General features: G+C 70.4%; 13 protein-coding genes. 8 read left to right on the top strand and 5 right to left on the bottom strand.

Annotated features, from left to right (window positions below):
* Positions 1-25: 25 nt before the first annotated feature.
* The 3 genes from OG858_RS11745 to OG858_RS11735 are packed head-to-tail and all read right to left on the bottom strand — an operon-like array spanning position 26 to position 2,419.
* Positions 26-772, bottom strand: a complete 747-nt coding sequence (locus tag OG858_RS11745; RefSeq protein WP_328544930.1) for a CoA-transferase subunit beta — start codon at positions 770-772, stop codon at positions 26-28.
* Positions 769-1,617 (bottom strand): CoA transferase subunit A, encoded by an 849-nt coding sequence (locus OG858_RS11740; RefSeq protein WP_319066030.1) that lies wholly within the window; start codon positions 1,615-1,617, stop codon positions 769-771. Before OG858_RS11740 ends, OG858_RS11745 begins: the two co-directional genes overlap by 4 nt.
* A complete protein-coding gene (locus OG858_RS11735) occupies positions 1,610-2,419 on the bottom strand; it encodes an enoyl-CoA hydratase family protein (RefSeq protein WP_319066028.1) in 810 nt (269 codons plus the stop codon). The genes OG858_RS11740 and OG858_RS11735 overlap by 8 nt, the downstream gene beginning before the upstream one ends.
* Positions 2,420-2,485: 66 nt before the next feature.
* Here OG858_RS11735 and OG858_RS11730 point away from each other — a divergent pair, with 66 nt between their 5' ends.
* Together OG858_RS11730 and OG858_RS11725 are read left to right on the top strand one after the other, a co-directional pair.
* Positions 2,486-3,505: an SDR family oxidoreductase gene (locus tag OG858_RS11730; RefSeq protein ID WP_406195860.1), complete on the top strand. Its 1,020-nt coding sequence runs from the start codon at positions 2,486-2,488 to the stop codon at positions 3,503-3,505.
* A 241-nt stretch (positions 3,506-3,746) separates the two neighbouring features.
* The gene (locus tag OG858_RS11725; RefSeq protein ID WP_327749026.1) at positions 3,747-4,670 is read left to right on the top strand and encodes an SDR family oxidoreductase; all 924 of its coding nucleotides are present in this window, start codon (positions 3,747-3,749) and stop codon (positions 4,668-4,670) included.
* A 161-nt stretch (positions 4,671-4,831) separates the two neighbouring features.
* Here the strand turns inward: OG858_RS11725 and OG858_RS11720 are convergent, their stop codons facing one another.
* Positions 4,832-5,728 carry a hypothetical protein gene (locus OG858_RS11720; RefSeq protein WP_328544931.1) on the bottom strand — a complete coding sequence of 299 codons (897 nt, stop codon included), beginning with the start codon at positions 5,726-5,728 and terminating at the stop codon, positions 4,832-4,834.
* Positions 5,729-5,811: 83 nt separating this feature from the next.
* On the opposite strand from OG858_RS11720, the gene OG858_RS11715 reads away from it, so the two are divergent.
* The 6 genes from OG858_RS11715 to OG858_RS11690 all read left to right on the top strand — a co-directional run bounded on the left by OG858_RS11715 (position 5,812) and on the right by OG858_RS11690 (position 13,778).
* The gene (locus OG858_RS11715; protein WP_086751589.1) at positions 5,812-6,207 is read left to right on the top strand and encodes a chorismate mutase; all 396 of its coding nucleotides are present in this window, start codon (positions 5,812-5,814) and stop codon (positions 6,205-6,207) included.
* Positions 6,208-6,278: 71 nt separating this feature from the next.
* Entirely contained in the window at positions 6,279-6,800 is a 522-nt protein-coding gene (locus tag OG858_RS11710; protein WP_086751591.1) for a response regulator, read from the top strand.
* A 90-nt stretch (positions 6,801-6,890) separates the two neighbouring features.
* Positions 6,891-9,395, top strand: coding sequence for an aminopeptidase N (pepN, locus tag OG858_RS11705; protein ID WP_328544932.1), 2,505 nt, complete (start codon positions 6,891-6,893; stop codon positions 9,393-9,395).
* A gap of 213 nt (positions 9,396-9,608) precedes the next feature.
* On the top strand, positions 9,609-11,117 hold the full coding sequence (locus OG858_RS11700) for a pyridoxal phosphate-dependent decarboxylase family protein (protein ID WP_328544933.1): 1,509 nt from the start codon (positions 9,609-9,611) through the stop codon (positions 11,115-11,117).
* Complete coding sequence (locus tag OG858_RS11695; protein ID WP_086746420.1) at positions 11,114-12,550, top strand: lysine N(6)-hydroxylase/L-ornithine N(5)-oxygenase family protein; 1,437 nt, start codon at positions 11,114-11,116, stop codon at positions 12,548-12,550. The genes OG858_RS11700 and OG858_RS11695 overlap by 4 nt, the downstream gene beginning before the upstream one ends.
* A gap of 64 nt (positions 12,551-12,614) precedes the next feature.
* The gene (locus tag OG858_RS11690) at positions 12,615-13,778 is read left to right on the top strand and encodes a GDSL-type esterase/lipase family protein (RefSeq protein ID WP_319318857.1); all 1,164 of its coding nucleotides are present in this window, start codon (positions 12,615-12,617) and stop codon (positions 13,776-13,778) included.
* 16 nt (positions 13,779-13,794) lie between these two features.
* On the opposite strand, the gene OG858_RS11685 is transcribed toward OG858_RS11690, so the two are convergent.
* Complete coding sequence (locus tag OG858_RS11685; protein ID WP_319066012.1) at positions 13,795-15,603, bottom strand: 5'-nucleotidase C-terminal domain-containing protein; 1,809 nt, start codon at positions 15,601-15,603, stop codon at positions 13,795-13,797.
* Between the last annotated feature and the right edge of the window lie 149 nt (positions 15,604-15,752).

Raw genomic sequence — 15,752 nt, 5'->3', positions numbered from 1 at the left:
CCTCTGTCGGCCGCTCGCTCTTCCGTCAGCCTCCGACCTCGCGTACGCGCGTGTCCTCCGGGTCGATCACCTCGCGGATCAGCCTCAGCTCGGCATCGGTCGGTTCACGCGTGTACGGCACCTCGTCCGGGACGGCGAGCGTGAAGCCGGTCGCCTCCTTGACCTGCTCGACCGTGACACCCGGGTGCAGCGAGGCCAGCCGCATCGCGTGGTCGGGGGTCGCGAAGTCGAACACCCCGAGGTCGGACACGACACGCGGGAGGTGGTGGAAGCGGGCGGCGGCCGGATGCTCGGCCACGCGGTCGTGGCCGACCCCGCACACCATGTCGACCTTCTCGACGAAGACCCGCCGGGAGTGCCTGGGGACCCAGTAACTGGTCGGGTTGTTCAGGGTGTTGACCGGCGCGCCCCGCACACCGAGGAGCTGTCGCCTCGGCTTCGCCCAGTCGCCGACGCACGAGATGTTCTGGTTGCCGTACCGGTCGATCTGGCTCGCGCCCATCATCACGTGCCGTCGGCCGCCGGTGACCAGGGCCAGGTGCCGCCGGTAGGGCAGCCAGCCCTCGACGGTGCCGTCGAGGCCGACGAGCAGCGCCTCACCGTCGGTCAGCAGCAGATCCGGCGAGAACGTCCGCTTGGCGAGGCGCGCGCCCAGGGACGGAATGAGGCCCATGGGACTGGCGAGGATCTCCCCGGCCCCACGCCAGGCCTCGGCACAGGCGATCACGCAGTACTCGGCGCGGGTCGCAGTGTGCACGGGTGCCGTGCTCATGAGTCCTCCTTGTGCCACGCCCGCACGGCCGACTGATACGCGGGCTCGTCACCCGTCAGGAACCGCTCCGCGAAGTCCTCCCACGCCGTGCCCGCATACGTCTTCTGAAAGGCCTCGTCCCGGCCGTAGTCGGGGGCGCAGGAGGTGAAGTGCGCGCCGTTCGGAGCCTCGATCACGCCCGTGACCACATGACGACCGACCAGCAGCGACTGGGGCGGGCCCTCCTTCGTCAACTCCGCCGTGTCCACGAGCCGTTCGCACGACACGTACGCCGTGTCGGCGGCCTCGCAGAAGAGGTCGTCGAAGTACGGGTCCGGGCCCAGATACTGGCCGTTGCCCTGTCGGTCGGCCCGGTTGACGTGCACGAACGCGGCGTCCAGGCGCAGGGCGGGCATGGCGACGAAGGTCTCCCCGTCGTCATAGGGGGAGGTGACCGTCCGCAGACCGGGGTTGACCCGCATCACGTCCGAGCCGATGCCCGCCCGGACCGGGAGGAAGGGCAGCCGGTTCGCGGCGGCCCGCAGCCCCCACATGAACATCGCCTCGTCGACCTCCATCAGCTCGAACGCGCCCCGCTCGCGCGCCGCGCGGAAGTGCGGTTCGAGGGGGATGGAGTCGAGGGTGGCGAAGGCGGCGACCAGTTTCCGGATGCGTCCGGCGGCGGCGAGCATGCCGACGTCCGGGCCGCCGTACGAGACGACCGTGAGATCGGTGATCTCGGACCGGAGCAGTGCTCTCACCAGGGTCATCGGCTTGCGGCGTGATCCCCAGCCGCCGATGCCGAGGGCCATCCCGCTCTCCAGCCGCGAGACGGCCTCGTCGGCGGTCATCGTCTTGTCACTCACCCAGGTCCCTCTCGTTCGTGGCGCTTCCCCCGGCCTGCCCCGGTGCCTTCGCCGCCCCGGCCGTACCGGCCCTCCCGAAGGTGCCGCGGACCTCGTCGGCTACCCCGCTGAGGTTTGCCTCGAAGGTGAAGCCCTGCTCGAAGCGGTAGCTGCGGCGGACGTCGACCGGGTCGATGCCGTTGATGGCGGCCTTCGCCAGCCGCAGCAGCCGGCCGTCCTTCGCGGCGATCTCCCGTGCCAACTCCAGTGCGGCGGATGGCAGTTCGGGACGCGGTACCACCCGCCACACCGAGCCGTGCGCCCGCAGCTCGGCGGCGGTCGCCGTACGCGAGGTGTAGTACAGCGCGCGCATCAGATGCCGAGGCACCAGCCGGGCCAGATGCGTCGCCGCGCCCAGCGCGCCCCGGTCCAGTTCGGGCAGCCCGAAGGTCGCGTCCTCGCTCGCCACGATCGCGTCCGCGTTGCCCACCAGCCCGATGCCGCCGCCCAGACAGAACCCCTGCACGGCGGCGACCACCGGCACCTCGCACTCGTACACGGCGGCAAAGGCTTCCGCACAGCCGTGGTTGGCGCCGATCAACGCCGTGTGGCCCGCCGCCTGGATCTCCTTGATGTCCACGCCGGCGTTGAACCCGCGCCCTTCCGCGCCCAGCACGACACACCGGACCTCGGGATCACGGCCCGCACCGCGCACGGCGTCGGCCAGCTCGAACCACCCGCGCACCGGCAGCGCGTTCACCGGCGGGAAATCGATCGTGACGACGGAAATCCCCTTTTCCGGGGACGAGGTGGAGACACTCATCGGCGCATCAGCTACCTTCCACCTAACGTTTGTTAGGTACGTCTCTTGGGTGGAAGGTAGCAGCGGATGCGGCTCAACGGGAAGCTCGCCGTCGTCACCGGCGGCACGCGCGGCGTCGGCGCCGGCATCGCCCGAGCCTTCGCCGAAGCCGGCGCCGAGGTCGTGACCTGCGCCCGCCGCCCACCCGAAGTACCTCTCAAGGGCGCCGAGTTCATGCCGCTGGACGTCCGGGATCCCGAAGCCGTGCACCGCTTCTTCGCCGAACTGCCCCGCGTGGACGTCCTCGTGAACAACGCCGGCGGCACCCCCTACCGCCCGCTCACCGCGACCGACGCACGCCGCCACGCCCGCGTCGTCGAACTCAACCTCACCGCCCCGTTGACCGTCTCCCTCGCCGCCCACGAACATCTCCGGCGGGCCCGGGGCGCGATCGTGATGATCGGCAGTGTGAGCGGCAGCCGCCCGTCGCCCGGCTCGGCCGCGTACGGCGCGGCCAAGGCCGGCCTGGAGCACCTGGCGCGCTCCATGGCCGTCGAGTGGGCCCCGGAGATACGGGTCAACACCCTCGTCCTCGGCATGGTCCGCACGGAACTCGCCCACCTCCACTACGGCGACGACCACGGCATCGCCGCCGTGGCCCGCACGGTCCCGCTGGGCCGCCTCGCCACCCCCTCCGACATCGGCGACGCGGCGGTCTTCCTCGCCTCCGACGCGGCCGCCTACATCACCGGCGCCTCCCTCCTCGTCCACGGCGGCGGCGAACGCCCGGCCTTCCTGGACGCGGCGGCGGCCGACGAGGGGCGGGTGGTGACCGGTGGTCATTCGATACCGGCCGACGAGGGGCGGGTGGCGGCCGGTGGTCATTCGATACCGGCCGACGAGGGGCGGGTGGCGGCCGACGATGAACCGATACCGGCCGACGATGAACGGGTGGCGGTCGACGACGATCCGATACCGGCCGACGAGAAGAAGAGGGCGACCGGCGACGATCCGACAGGCGCCGACGAGCCACCCGGCGCGGCGGGCCACGAAAGGCCGGGCACAGCCACGACCCAGGGGGCGTGGTTCGCATCCGGTGGGGTGTAGCCCACCGGCAGTGGGGTGCTGGCCATGGCCCTCCGGTGCTGCTCACCGTCCAGGGGGCGTGGCTCGCACCCGGTGGGGCGGGGCCCCGCAGCGGGGAGCCGCCCACAGCCCTCGCGCCGCCGCCCACGCACCTCGCGGCGCAGACCACGGCCCACGAGGCGTGGCTCACCCGGCGAGGTGCAGCCCACGCACCTCGCGGCGCAGACCACCGCCGACAAGGACACGAGAGAGGGGAACCGCGATGAACAGCACGCACCGGCTCTGCGAAGGGCGCGTCGTGGTCGTGACCGGGGCGGGGCGTGGCCTCGGCCGCGCGCACGCGCTCGCGTACGCCGCCGAGGGCGCCCGCGTGGTCGTCAACGACCTCGGCGTCGGACTCGACGGCACACCGAACCCCGACAGCCCGGCCGCCCGGGTCGTCGAGGAGATCCATGCGGCAGGAGGAGAAGCGATCGCGCACGGTGGGGACATCGCCACGACCGACGGCGCCGCCTCCCTCGTCCGCACCGCCCTGGACGGCTACGGCCGACTCGACACCCTCGTCAACAACGCCGGCTTCCTCCGCGACCGCATGCTCGTCAACCTCGACGAGGACGACTGGGACGCCGTCCTCCGCGTCCACCTCAAGGGCCACTTCCTCCCCCTGAAGCACGCCGCCGCACACTGGCGCACCGAGACCAAGGCCGGCCGCACACCCACCGCGAGGATCGTCAACACCAGCAGTGGCGCGGGCCTGCTGGGCTCACTGGGCCAGGGCAACTACAGCGCCGCCAAGGCCGGCATCGTCGGCCTCACCCTCGTCGCCGCCGCCGAACTCGCCCGCTACGGCGTCCAGGTCAACGCCATCGCCCCCGCCGCACGCACCAGGATGACCGAGGGCGCCTTCGCCGAGGCCATGGCCGCCCCCGCCCCCGGCACCGGCTTCGACGCGATGGCCCCGGAGAACGTCTCCCCACTGGTGGTGTGGCTGGGTTCCGCCGCGAGCGAGGGCGTCACCGGCCGGGTCTTCGAGACGGAGGGCGGTCGCATCACCGTCATGGAGGGCTGGCACCCGGGCCCCACCGCGGACAAAGGGGCGCGCTGGACGCCGGAGGGGGCGGGGGAGACCGTACGAAAGCTCTTGGCCGAGGCGGAGGAACCACGCCCGGTGTACGGCGCCTCATGACCGGGCCCGCCGCTCTCAGGGGCCCGCCACTCCCAGGGGCGCGGGGAACTGCGCGACCAGCCCCTACACGCCAGCCCCTACACACCAGGCCCCACACCAGCCCACACACCCGCACCTGCCGGCGCACCGCACCAACCACCCCCGTACGCGCCCCGAATGACCTACGTGTCGCACTCCAGAACCGTCCGACACAACCCACACCGCGCCCGAACCCGCCCCCGAACCGGCACCCGAATCCTCTGATGACACGTCGGACAGGGAAACGACACCCGCAGCGGCCCCCGCCCCTCAGGCGTGAACACATACGGCACCCCCGACCCCGCCGAGCCCGACCGCAGGTCCTGCGCATGGCGCCGATCCCGCGCGTACCGCCGCCGCCCCGCCCACCCCGCCGCCGTCAGCGGCGGCTGCCGCTCGTCCCGGCGAGCCCGCACCCGGCCCTGCGCATACGCGGAATACGCCTGCGCGCTGGTGAACCACACCGAGGGATCCTCACCGAACACCTGCGCCCGCTTGGCCAGCACGTACCCGAACTCCTCCGGCGTCAGATACCCCAGCTTCTGCGACGACGCGGAATCCTCCCGGTACGCGTCCAGCAGCAGCCACCCCGCCCCCAGATATGCCGCCGCCGTGTCCGTGAGAATCTCGTTCTCACGCGTGCCGGGGAAGGACAGCCCGAGCCGGTGCAGATAGACGTGCATGACCTCGTGCGCGAGCGCCGCCCCGATGTCCCGCCGGTGCCTGCGGAACCGGTCGTTCAGCTCGACGAAGTACTCGGGCCCCGCCGCCAGCTCGACGCTCGCCGCATGGGTCATCTCCCGGAAACCGACGACCATCCGGGCCTCCGGCAGCCGATAGTGCCGCACCAGCTCCCGCGCCACCCGCTGCGCACCCAGATGGAGATCGTCCGTGTCGCAGAACGCCACGTCGACGGGTGCCACACTGGTGGCGAACAGCTGGATCGTGTCGTACGAGAGCCGCTTGTACAGCGCGGTGATCGACGCCCGCACGGTGTCCAGATGCGGGTAGCCGTGCTCGACAGGTCCGCCGTTCGCCACGTCCGCACCCCCAAAGACGCCCCGATACGTTCCACTCTAAGCCGGTGCGGGCACCGAACCACAGCGTCGCTAGGGTGACGACCATGACCACCAGCAACACCGACGACGCGAACATCGCGGCCGCGCCGGCCGACGAGGTCGACCCGGACGTCCGGGCGGAACTCACCCGGCTGCGCGACAGCATCGACAACATCGACGCCGCCGTCGTCCACATGCTCGCCGAACGCTTCAAATGCACCCAACGGGTCGGCCACCTCAAGGCCGCGCACCAACTGCCCCCCGCCGACCCCGGCCGCGAGGCACAACAGATCAACCGCCTGCGCGGACTCGCCGAAAGTGCCAAGCTGGATCCGGCGTTCGCCGAGAAGCTGCTGAACTTCATCATCGCCGAGGTCATCCGGCACCACGAACGCATCGCGGACGACGCGCTCAACGGCACAGTGGGCACGACCGGCACAGCGCCAGACGCAGGGGAGTGACATCGAGCCCGCCGACGGGCATCCTGCGTGAGCACTCCTTGTCAGGCAACGACTACACGCCGTGAGAGGTCATGCCGTCGGAAGCCAGGATCCTCATCGTCGACGACCATGAGGACACGCTGTACGCCCTGGAGAGCGCCCTGGCCCCGCTGGGCTACCGCCTGACGCGCGCCACCAGCGGCGACGCGGCACTCAAGGAAGTCCTCCGCGGCCAGGTCGGCCTGCTCCTCCTCGACGTCCGCATGCCCGGCGTCAGCGGCCTCGACGTCGTCCACTACATGCGCGGCGTGGAACAGACCCAGCACATCCCCGTCATCCTCCTCACCGGCTTCGGCCCCGACGCCGAACTCACCGCAGCCGCCTTCCGCCTCGGCGTCGCCGACCTCGTCATGAAACCCGTCGACCCCTGGGCCCTGCGCACCAAGGTCCGCTACCTCTACGACGCCCACGAACGCTCCCACGCCCTGGAACGCGAGGTCCGCGACCTGCGCACCCGCCTCAAGGAGCACGAGGAACTCAAGGGCGCCGACGACGACCACCACGACCGGGGGCGCGTACCCGCACAGCACGACGGCGCGAAGGACCGGGCATAGGCCGCATACGGCCGGACACACGGCGCACGCGACCGGACAAAGGTCGCGTACCAGGCCCGCCCCTGTCCTGTGCCAAAGGCATCAGGCAGCATGTCCCTCATGTCCGTACTGACGCGCGACGAAGCGCAAGCCCGTGCTCGGCTCCTCGACGTCCACCGCTACGAGATCGCACTCGACCTCACGCGCGGCGACGAGACCTTCGACTCCCGTACCGTCATCCACTTCACCGTGCGGGGGAAGAAGAAGGCCGCGGACACCTTCGTCGAGCTCAAGCCCGCCGAACTGCGCTCCGTCACCCTCGACGGACAACCCCTCGACCCCGAGACCCTCGACGAGAACCGCCTCCCTCTCAAGGGCCTCAACCCGGGCAAGCACGAACTGCGCGTCGACGCCACCATGCGCTACTCCCGCACCGGCGAGGGCATGCACCGCTTCACCGACCCCACCGACGGCGAGACCTACGTCTACACCCAGCTCTTCCTGGACGACATCCAACGAGTCTTCGCCGCCTTCGACCAACCCGACCTCAAGGCCGTCTTCGACCTCACCGTCACCGCCCCCGAGGCCTGGACCGTCCTCGCCAACGGCATCACCGAACAGCAGGACGACGGCACCTGGCGGGCCGCCACCACCCCGCCGATCTCCACCTACCTCGTCGCCGTCGCCGCCGGCCCCTGGCACTCCGTGCGCACCGAACACCGCGGCCTGCCCTTCGGCATCCACTGCCGCCGCTCGCTCGCCCCCCACCTCGACACCGACGCCGACGAGATCCTCGACGTCACCCGCGCCCTCTACGACCGGTACCACGAAAAGTTCGAGGAGCCGTACCCCTTCGACTCCTACGACCAGGCCTTCGTCCCCGAATTCAACGCCGGCGCCATGGAGAACCCCGGCCTCGTCACCTTCCGCGACGAGTTCGTCTACCGCTCCGCCGTCACCGACACCGAACGCCAGACCCGCGCCATGGTCATCGCCCACGAGATGGCCCACATGTGGTTCGGCGACCTCGTCACCCTCAGGTGGTGGGACGACATCTGGCTGAACGAGTCCTTCGCCGAGTACATGGGCTACCAGACCCTCACCGAAGCCAGCCGCTTCGCCGACACCTGGGTCGACTTCGGCATCGCCCGCAAGGCCTGGGGCTACGACGCCGACCAGCGCCCCTCCACCCACCCCGTCGCCCCCGAGAACGTCGACGACACCGCCGCCGCCCTCCTCAACTTCGACGGCATCTCCTACGCCAAGGGCGCCTCCGCCCTCCGCCAGCTCGTCGCCTGGCTCGGCGAGAAGGACTTCCTCGCCGGCATCAACGCCCACTTCACCCGGCACCGCTTCGGCAACGCCACCCTCGCCGACTTCATCGACAACCTCGCCGGCGCCACCGAACGCGACGTCCACGCCTGGGCCGACGCCTGGCTCCGCACCACCGGCGTCGACACCCTCACCCCCAGGATCACCCGCGCCGCCGACGGCACCCACACCCTCACCGTCGACCGCACCGGCGACCGCCCCCACCACATCGCCGTCGGCATCTACGACCGGGACCCCGGCAACGACCAGGGCCACCTCACCCTCCGCAACCGCGTCGAACTCGACCTCCCCCACTCCACCCACCAGCCCATCGGCAAACGACCCGCACTCCTCCTCCTCAACGACGGCGACCTCACCTACGCCAAGATCCGCTTCGACCCCGACTCCTTCGCCGCCGTCACCGACCACCTCTGCGGCCTCCCCGACCCGCTCACCCGCGCCGTCGTCTGGAACGCCCTGCGCGACGCCGTACGCGACGCCGAACTCCCCGCCACCGCCTACCTGGAAGCCGCCCGCACCCACCTCCCGCGCGAGAGCGACCTCGCCATCGTCCAGGGCGTCCTCACCTTCGCCACCACCCAGGTCGCCGACCGCTTCCTCGCCCCCGAGCAGCGCGCCACCGGCCTGTCCACCCTCGGCTCCCTGTGCCGCGACCTCATCCGCCGCACCGAGGACGGCGACCACCCCGGCCTGCGCCTCACCGCCGTACGCCACGCCATCGACGTCGCCGCCCACCCCGAGACCATCGCCGCCTGGCTCGCGGACGGCACGGTCCCCGGCGGCCCCGAACTCGACCCCGAACTGCGCTGGCGCGTCCTCGGCCGGCTCGCCGTCCTCGGCGCGGTCGACGCCGCCGCGATCGCCGACGAACTGGAACGGGACCCCAGCGCCAGCGGCCAGGAGGGCGCCGCCCGCTGCCGGGCCGCGCTGCCCGAACCCGAGGCCAAGCGCGCCGCCTGGGAGGCGATGTTCACCACCGACGACCTCTCCAACTACCTGTTCACCGCCACCGCCCAGGGATTCTGGCAACCCGAGCAGGCGGACCTCCTGCGGGAGTACGTCGAGCGCTACTGGGCCGACGCGGTTTCGCTGGCCGCCAGGCGAGGACCGGCGATCGCGGAAGCCGCAGGGCGGTGGGCGTTCCCGGTGCATGCGGTGGACCCGGAGACGCTCGACCTGGGGGAGCGGTGTCTTCAGCACGGCGACCTGATTCCGGCACTGCGACGCAAGCTGGTGGATCAACTGGACGACCTGGCGCGTGCGCTGCGAGTGCGAGAGGCGTAGGAGCCGGGTCCTTCCGGGTTCCGCCGTCGAGGCTGCGGGGGCTGCGGGCTGAAGGCCGTTCGTGGCTGGTCGCGCAGTTCCCCGGGCCCCTTTGGGGAGCGCCGCCGTTCAAGGCGTGTTCCCGTACCCTCTTTCGGTTGTAATCAACGGCCTTTTCGGGCTCGGCACCCGATCGGCGTACAAAATGGGATTCCCCGTGCTCCGGAGGAATCCATGACCACTCCGCCCCTCGCCTCGGGACCCCGAGGTCCCGGCGCGCTCCGCCCGCTGCTCGACACGGTGCTCGACGCGTTGCGGGAGGGGGCCGAGGCCCGGGGCGGCCCCCTCCCCGCCGGTGGCCCGGAGGCGGTCGCGGCGCAGGTGCGGGACGCGCTCGGTGAGCCCCTGCCCGCCGAAGGCGAGCCGGACGCCCTCCACCGGCTGGTCCGGGCCCTCGCGGCGGGCACCGCCGACCCGGCCGACCCCCTGTGCGCGGCCCACCTGCACACGCCACCCCTGGCCGTGGCCGCCGCCGCAGACCTGGCCGCCTCCGTGCTGAACCCGTCCCTCGACTCCTGGGACCAGGCCCCGGCGGCCTCCACGCTCGAAGCACTGGTGACCCGGGCGCTGGCCCAGGAGACCGGTGCCGCCGACGCACTGGTCACCACCGGCGGCACCGAGTCCAACCACCTCGCCGTCCTGCTGGCCAGAGAGGCGCACGCGGGAGTACAGCTCGTCTGCGGGGCCAACGCCCACCACTCCCTCCCCCGCGCCGCCTGGCTCCTCGGCCTCCCCGAGCCCGTCGTGATCCCGACCCCGGCCGGCACCCTCGACCCCGCCGCCCTGGACGACGCTCTCACCCACCTCCGAGGGCCCCTCCTCGTCGCCGCCACAGCCGGCACCACCGACGCCGGACTCATCGACCCGCTGCCCGACATCGCCGACCTCTGCGCAACCCACGGCGCCCGGCTCCACATCGACGCGGCCTACGGCGGAGGCCTTCTCCTCAGCGACCGGCACCGAGCCCGCCTGCACGGCCTCGCCCGCGCCCACACCGTCACCCTGGACCTGCACAAACTCGGCTGGCAACCGGCCGCCGCCGGACTCCTCGCCGTACGCGACGCACCGGACCTCGCCGTACTCCACCACCGGGCGGACTACCTCAACGCGGACGACGACACCGAGGCCGGCCTGCCCGACCTGCTCGGCCGGTCCCTGCGGACCACCCGACGGCCCGACATCCTCAAGATCGCCGTCACCCTCAAGACCCTGGGCCGCGCCGGAATCGGCCGCCTCGTCGACCAAGTCTGCGCTCTCGCGCAGGAGTTCGCCGCCACCATCGAGGCACACCCCGGCTTCGAACTCCACGACCGGCCCACCATCAGCACGGTCCTCTTCCGGCCCACCGGGGCGTCCGACGACGCCGTGGCCGCCGTACGCCGCCAACTGCTCCACGACGGCCGGGCCGTCATGGGCCGCGCCGAACTCGACGGCCGACTGTGGCTCAAGGCCACCCTGCTCAACCCCCACACCCGGCCGGGCGACCTCGCCACCCTGCTGAAGCTCGTGGAAGCCACAGCACCCACAGAACTCGCAGCACCCGCAGCATCCACAGCACCCGCAGCATCCGCAGAACTCGCAGAACTCGCAGAACTCGCAGAACCCACAGAACTCACAGAACCCACAGAACTCACAGAACCCGCAGCACCCGCAGAACTCCCCGAAGGACACGCCCCCGCATGAGCACGCCCCCAGAGCACGACCAGCCGGAACCCGAAGCCCCCCGCGACCTCGTCGGCGTCGGCATCGGACCCGCCAACCTCTCGCTCGCCGCCCTCGCACAACCCCTAGCCGAACTCGACGCCGTCTTCTACGAACAGCGCCCCGCCTTCGACTGGCACCCGGGACTGCTCATCGAAGGCGCCACCGTCCAAGTCCCCTTCCTCGCCGACCTGGTGACGCTCGCCGACCCCAAGAGCCCCTGGTCGTTCCTGAACTACCTCAGGACCCGCGACCGGCTCTACCCGTTCTACTTCGCCGAGCGATTCCACATCCAGCGCGCCGAATACGACGCCTACTGCCGCTGGGTCGCCGAGAACCTTCCGGGACTGCGGTTCGGCCACCAGGTCGACTCGGTGCGCTGGAACCCCGAACGCGACCTGTTCGAGGTCGACCACACCCAACTGGACGGCGACGGACAGACCGCGGCACTCGGCCGTACCTACGCACGGAACATCGTGCTCGGCGTCGGCACCGAACCGTACGTTCCCGAACCCCTCAAGCCGCTCGTCGAGGCGGCCGGCGTGCCCGTCATCCACGCCGCGGACTACCTCGACGAGCGCGACCGCCTCCTGGCCGCCGGACACATCACCGTCATCGGCGCGGGACAGTCCGGAGCCGAGGTCTTCCTCGACCTGCTGCGCCACCGGCCCCCCGGCCGGGAACGACTGCACTGGCTCGGCCGCACGGAGGCGTTCGCGCCCATGGAGTACTCCAAGCTGGGCCTCGAACACTTCACGCCGGACTACACCCGCTACTTCCACGCCCTCGCCGAACCGACCCGGGACCGGCTCGTCACCGCCCAATGGCAGCTCCACAAGGGCATCGACGCCGACACGATCGCCGCCATCCACGACGAGCTGTACCGCCGCACCCTCGACGGCGGCTGGCCCGACGCCGTCCTCACCCCCGGCGTACACGTCCGCACGGCCGGCCGGCTCGCCACCACCAAAGTCGAACTCCACCTCGAACACCTCGAACAGGGCGCCCGCTCCCGCCTCACCACCGACGCCGTCGTCCTCGCCACCGGCTACCACGAGCGGCCCCTCGACCGCGTGCTCGCCGGCCTCGACCCGTACATGCGGCGCGACAGCCGCGAGCGCCCCCGCGTCGACGACAGATTCCGGATGATCCTCGACCCGTCCGTCACCGCCACCGGCTGCCGCGTCTACGTCCAGAACGCCGAACTGCACACCCACGGCATCGGCGCCCCCGACCTCGGCCTCGCCGCCTGGCGCAGCGCCACCATCCTCAACACCCTCACCGGCAAAGAGCCCTACCCCCTGCCCGGCCGCACCGCCTTCACCACGTTCGGCCTCGAACCCCGGCCACAGATCCCACCCGCCCGGCAGGAGCAAACCCTCACCCCACTGACCCCACTCGTCGACCTGAGGTAATCGACGAGCAAAGAAGTAGGGCAGGAGTGGTGACGGCTGCAAAAAATCTGCCTACCTTGCGGCCATGACCAGCACTCGCACGGGCACGACCTGGATCGCCGCCCACCGCTCCGCCGTGATCGACCCCCAAGAAGCCTTCAAACTCTTCGAAGTCCGAAGCTTCACCGACCAGACCGTACGACAGACCCTCCGCCCGGCAGGCGGCGGCGAGGCCCTACGCGTCCGCCTCAGCAACCTCTACGGCCGCACACCCCTCGACATCGGCGGCGCCCACCTCGCCCGCCGCACCGAAGGCAGCGCCATCGACCCCGCCACCGACGTCACCCTCCTCTTCGCCGGCGCCGAAACCGTCACCGTCCCACCCGGCGAGGAGATCATCAGCGACCCCGTAGAAGGCCCCGTCACCGCAGGCGAGGAACTCGCCCTCAGCCTCTACCTCCCCGGCGACACCGGCCTCACCACACACACCGCGATCCCCTACGACGTCGGCCACGCCGTCCCCGGCGACCAGCTCACCGCCGCGTCCCTCGACGAATCCGACGAACTCATCACCGGGCACTTCGTCACCGGCATCGACGTCCTCGCCACCGACAACACCCGCATCGCCGTCGCCTTCGGAGACTCCTGGATCGAGGGCATGGCCACCACCCCCGGCACCGGCAGCAGCTTCCCCGCCCAGCTCGACCGCCGCCTCACAGACGGCTGGGTCGTCGCCACCGGCATCTCCGGCAACCGCCTCCTCACCGACGAGATCGGCGCCCACCTGCTCTCCCGCGTCGACCACGACGTCCTCGACATACCCGGCGCCAGCCACGTCATCATCCACGCCGGCCTCAACGACCTCGGCCTGCCCGGCGCCATCGCCTTCCCCGAACCCGCCAAACTCCCCACGGCCGCCGACCTCACCACCGCACTGACCACCCTCGCCGACCGCCTCCACACCGCCGGCCTCACCGTCATCGGTGCCACCCTCGGCCCCTACGCCGGCACCGTCTACCCCGGCTACGACACCGACGAAGGCCAAGCCGTACGCGCCGAGGTCAACACCTGGCTCCTCGGCGACACCCACCCCTTCGACGCCGTCATCGACATCGCCGCCGCCGTCGCGGACCCGGACCACCCCACCCGCATCCACGACGACTACAACAGCGGCGACGGCCTCCACGTCAACGACGCCGGCGCGAAAGCCATCGCCGACGCCGTGGACCTGTCACTCCTGAACCTCTAGAAGACGGGCACAACCTCTAGAAGACCGGCGTACCGTTCCGCGTCAGCTTCCAGTCCACCGACGCGAACGCCGCCGGGTCGATCGACCCCTTCGCCTTCACCCACGCGATCATCGTGTTACGGATCTCGTCCGAGTTCGACCACAACAGCTGGGCCGCGGCGACATGCGGGAAGTTGCCACCGCCGTTGGCCCGGTAGTTGTTCACCGCGAACACGAACTTCTGGTCGTCCGCCAACGCCGCACCCTCGAACCGCACATTCACGATCCGCGACCCCGCCGGCTTCGCGATGTCGATCTCGTACGACAGACCACTCACCGCGTCGTAGTTGTAGTCCGGCGTCCCGTTCGCGTTCGTCAGCTTCGCCGGATCGACCGCCGCGTCCGCCGCCGTCTGCACGAAGTAGTTCGCCGAGTACTCCAGATACGCCTTCATCTGCGCACCCGTCATCAGACGCGCCTCCAGCGTGTTCTCGAAGACGTACAGACCCGCCACGTCCCGAATACTGACGTTCCCCGCCGGAATCACCGCACTCCGCGAGAACGCCGCCGCCTGCGACAACACCGGCAGCGACGCGTACTCGGAAGCGGAAAGAGCCTGCTTCACCGTGTCGGCCTGGATGTGGTTGATCAGATCGATGATCGCCACATCCTTGTACGGCGCCTCCACCGACGTCATCTCGGCCGCGTTCGTACCGATGATCTGGTTGACGTACGCGACGACCTTCTTGTGCTCGTCGACGAGCATCGACACGATCTTCGGGTCCTCCTCCACCGTGTTGGAGTTGAGAACCTGCGCGCCGACCTTCTCGACCTTCCAGGAGCCCTTGCTCCACACCAGCTCGAAGTCGAACAGCGTCAGCCGCTGCCCCCACTTCAGCGGCTCCGACAGCACCACCTGCTTGCCGGTCTCCTTGTTGGTGACGAAGTACTCCGGGATCTCCGTGTGCGCGTGCCCCACCAGAATCGCGTCGATCCCCGGCACCTGCTCGGCCACCAGCCCGGCCGCGTTCTCGATGTACGGCAACTGATCACCGTACGAAGAGGTGCCCGAAGACCCGCTGTGCGCCGACACGATGACGACATCCGCCCCCATCGACCGAAGCTTCGGCACCCACTTCGCCGCCTGCTCCTCCAGCCCCGGGAACGTCATCTTCCCCTGCACATTGGCCTTGTCCCAGATCGCGATACCCGGGTTCGTCAGACCCAGGACCGCCACCTTCACATCCGGCCCGTGCGGCACACGCATCCGGTGCATGCTGTACGGCGGGAAGGCCGGGAGCAGAGTCTTCGCATCCAGCGCGTTCGCACCCAGCAGCGGGAAACGACACTGCTTCTGGAACTTCCGCAGCACCGGAATGCCGTAGTTGAACTCGTGGTTGCCCAGCGCCGCCGCGTCGTAGTCCATCGCGTTCATCGCCTGCGCCATCGGATGCACCGGACCACCCTTGGCGGTGATCGGGTCCACCTTCGCGTAGTAGTACGACAGCTGCGTGCCCTGGATGGTGTCACCGGCGTCGATGAGCAGCGTGTTCCGCCGCCCCTTCTCCTCGCGGATCTGGTTCACCAGCGTGGAGATCTTGGCCAGACCGACATCGTTGTGCGCCTTGTCGTCGAACTCCTTGTCCGTGAAGTAGTCCCAGTTGAAGACATTGCCGTGCAGGTCGGTCGTCCCCATCACGGTGAAGCCGTACCGCGTCGGGTCCTTCTTCCTGCCACCCTTCACCTCGGCCGCCTGCGCACTCGGGGCCATGGCCGAACCGGCGATGGCCACTCCCGCACCGGTCACGGCCGACTTCTTCAGGAACTTCCGGCGGTTCAAGGGCATGTCGGGTACTCCTCGGGGGAACGGACGATCTCAACGCGCGTAGACAATGGCCGACAGAACAAACGACCACATGCGACGACGCGCGTAGATTCTGACCCGCACCGCCCCCACCGCAACAGACCCAACAGGTTTCGATCTGGTGACCTGCG

The organism is Streptomyces europaeiscabiei, from assembly GCF_036346855.1.
GTDB classification, from domain to species: Bacteria; Actinomycetota; Actinomycetes; order Streptomycetales; family Streptomycetaceae; genus Streptomyces; species Streptomyces europaeiscabiei.
Note: the sequence above shows the minus strand (reverse complement) of the source record. Positions and strands in the feature narration are given on the sequence as shown.

Coding starts and splice junctions, on each gene's coding strand:
- OG858_RS11725 (WP_327749026.1), top strand. CDS start 3,747: ATGAACAGCACGCACCGGCTCTGCGAAGGGCGCGTCGTGGTCGTGACC.
- OG858_RS11730 (WP_406195860.1), top strand. CDS start 2,486: ATGCGGCTCAACGGGAAGCTCGCCGTCGTCACCGGCGGCACGCGCGGC.
- OG858_RS11685 (WP_319066012.1), bottom strand. CDS start 15,603: ATGCCCTTGAACCGCCGGAAGTTCCTGAAGAAGTCGGCCGTGACCGGT.
- OG858_RS11735 (WP_319066028.1), bottom strand. CDS start 2,419: ATGAGTGTCTCCACCTCGTCCCCGGAAAAGGGGATTTCCGTCGTCACG.
- OG858_RS11745 (WP_328544930.1), bottom strand. CDS start 772: ATGAGCACGGCACCCGTGCACACTGCGACCCGCGCCGAGTACTGCGTG.
- OG858_RS11700 (WP_328544933.1), top strand. CDS start 9,609: ATGACCACTCCGCCCCTCGCCTCGGGACCCCGAGGTCCCGGCGCGCTC.
- OG858_RS11695 (WP_086746420.1), top strand. CDS start 11,114: ATGAGCACGCCCCCAGAGCACGACCAGCCGGAACCCGAAGCCCCCCGC.
- OG858_RS11715 (WP_086751589.1), top strand. CDS start 5,812: ATGACCACCAGCAACACCGACGACGCGAACATCGCGGCCGCGCCGGCC.
- OG858_RS11690 (WP_319318857.1), top strand. CDS start 12,615: ATGACCAGCACTCGCACGGGCACGACCTGGATCGCCGCCCACCGCTCC.
- pepN (WP_328544932.1), top strand. CDS start 6,891: ATGTCCCTCATGTCCGTACTGACGCGCGACGAAGCGCAAGCCCGTGCT.
- OG858_RS11710 (WP_086751591.1), top strand. CDS start 6,279: ATGCCGTCGGAAGCCAGGATCCTCATCGTCGACGACCATGAGGACACG.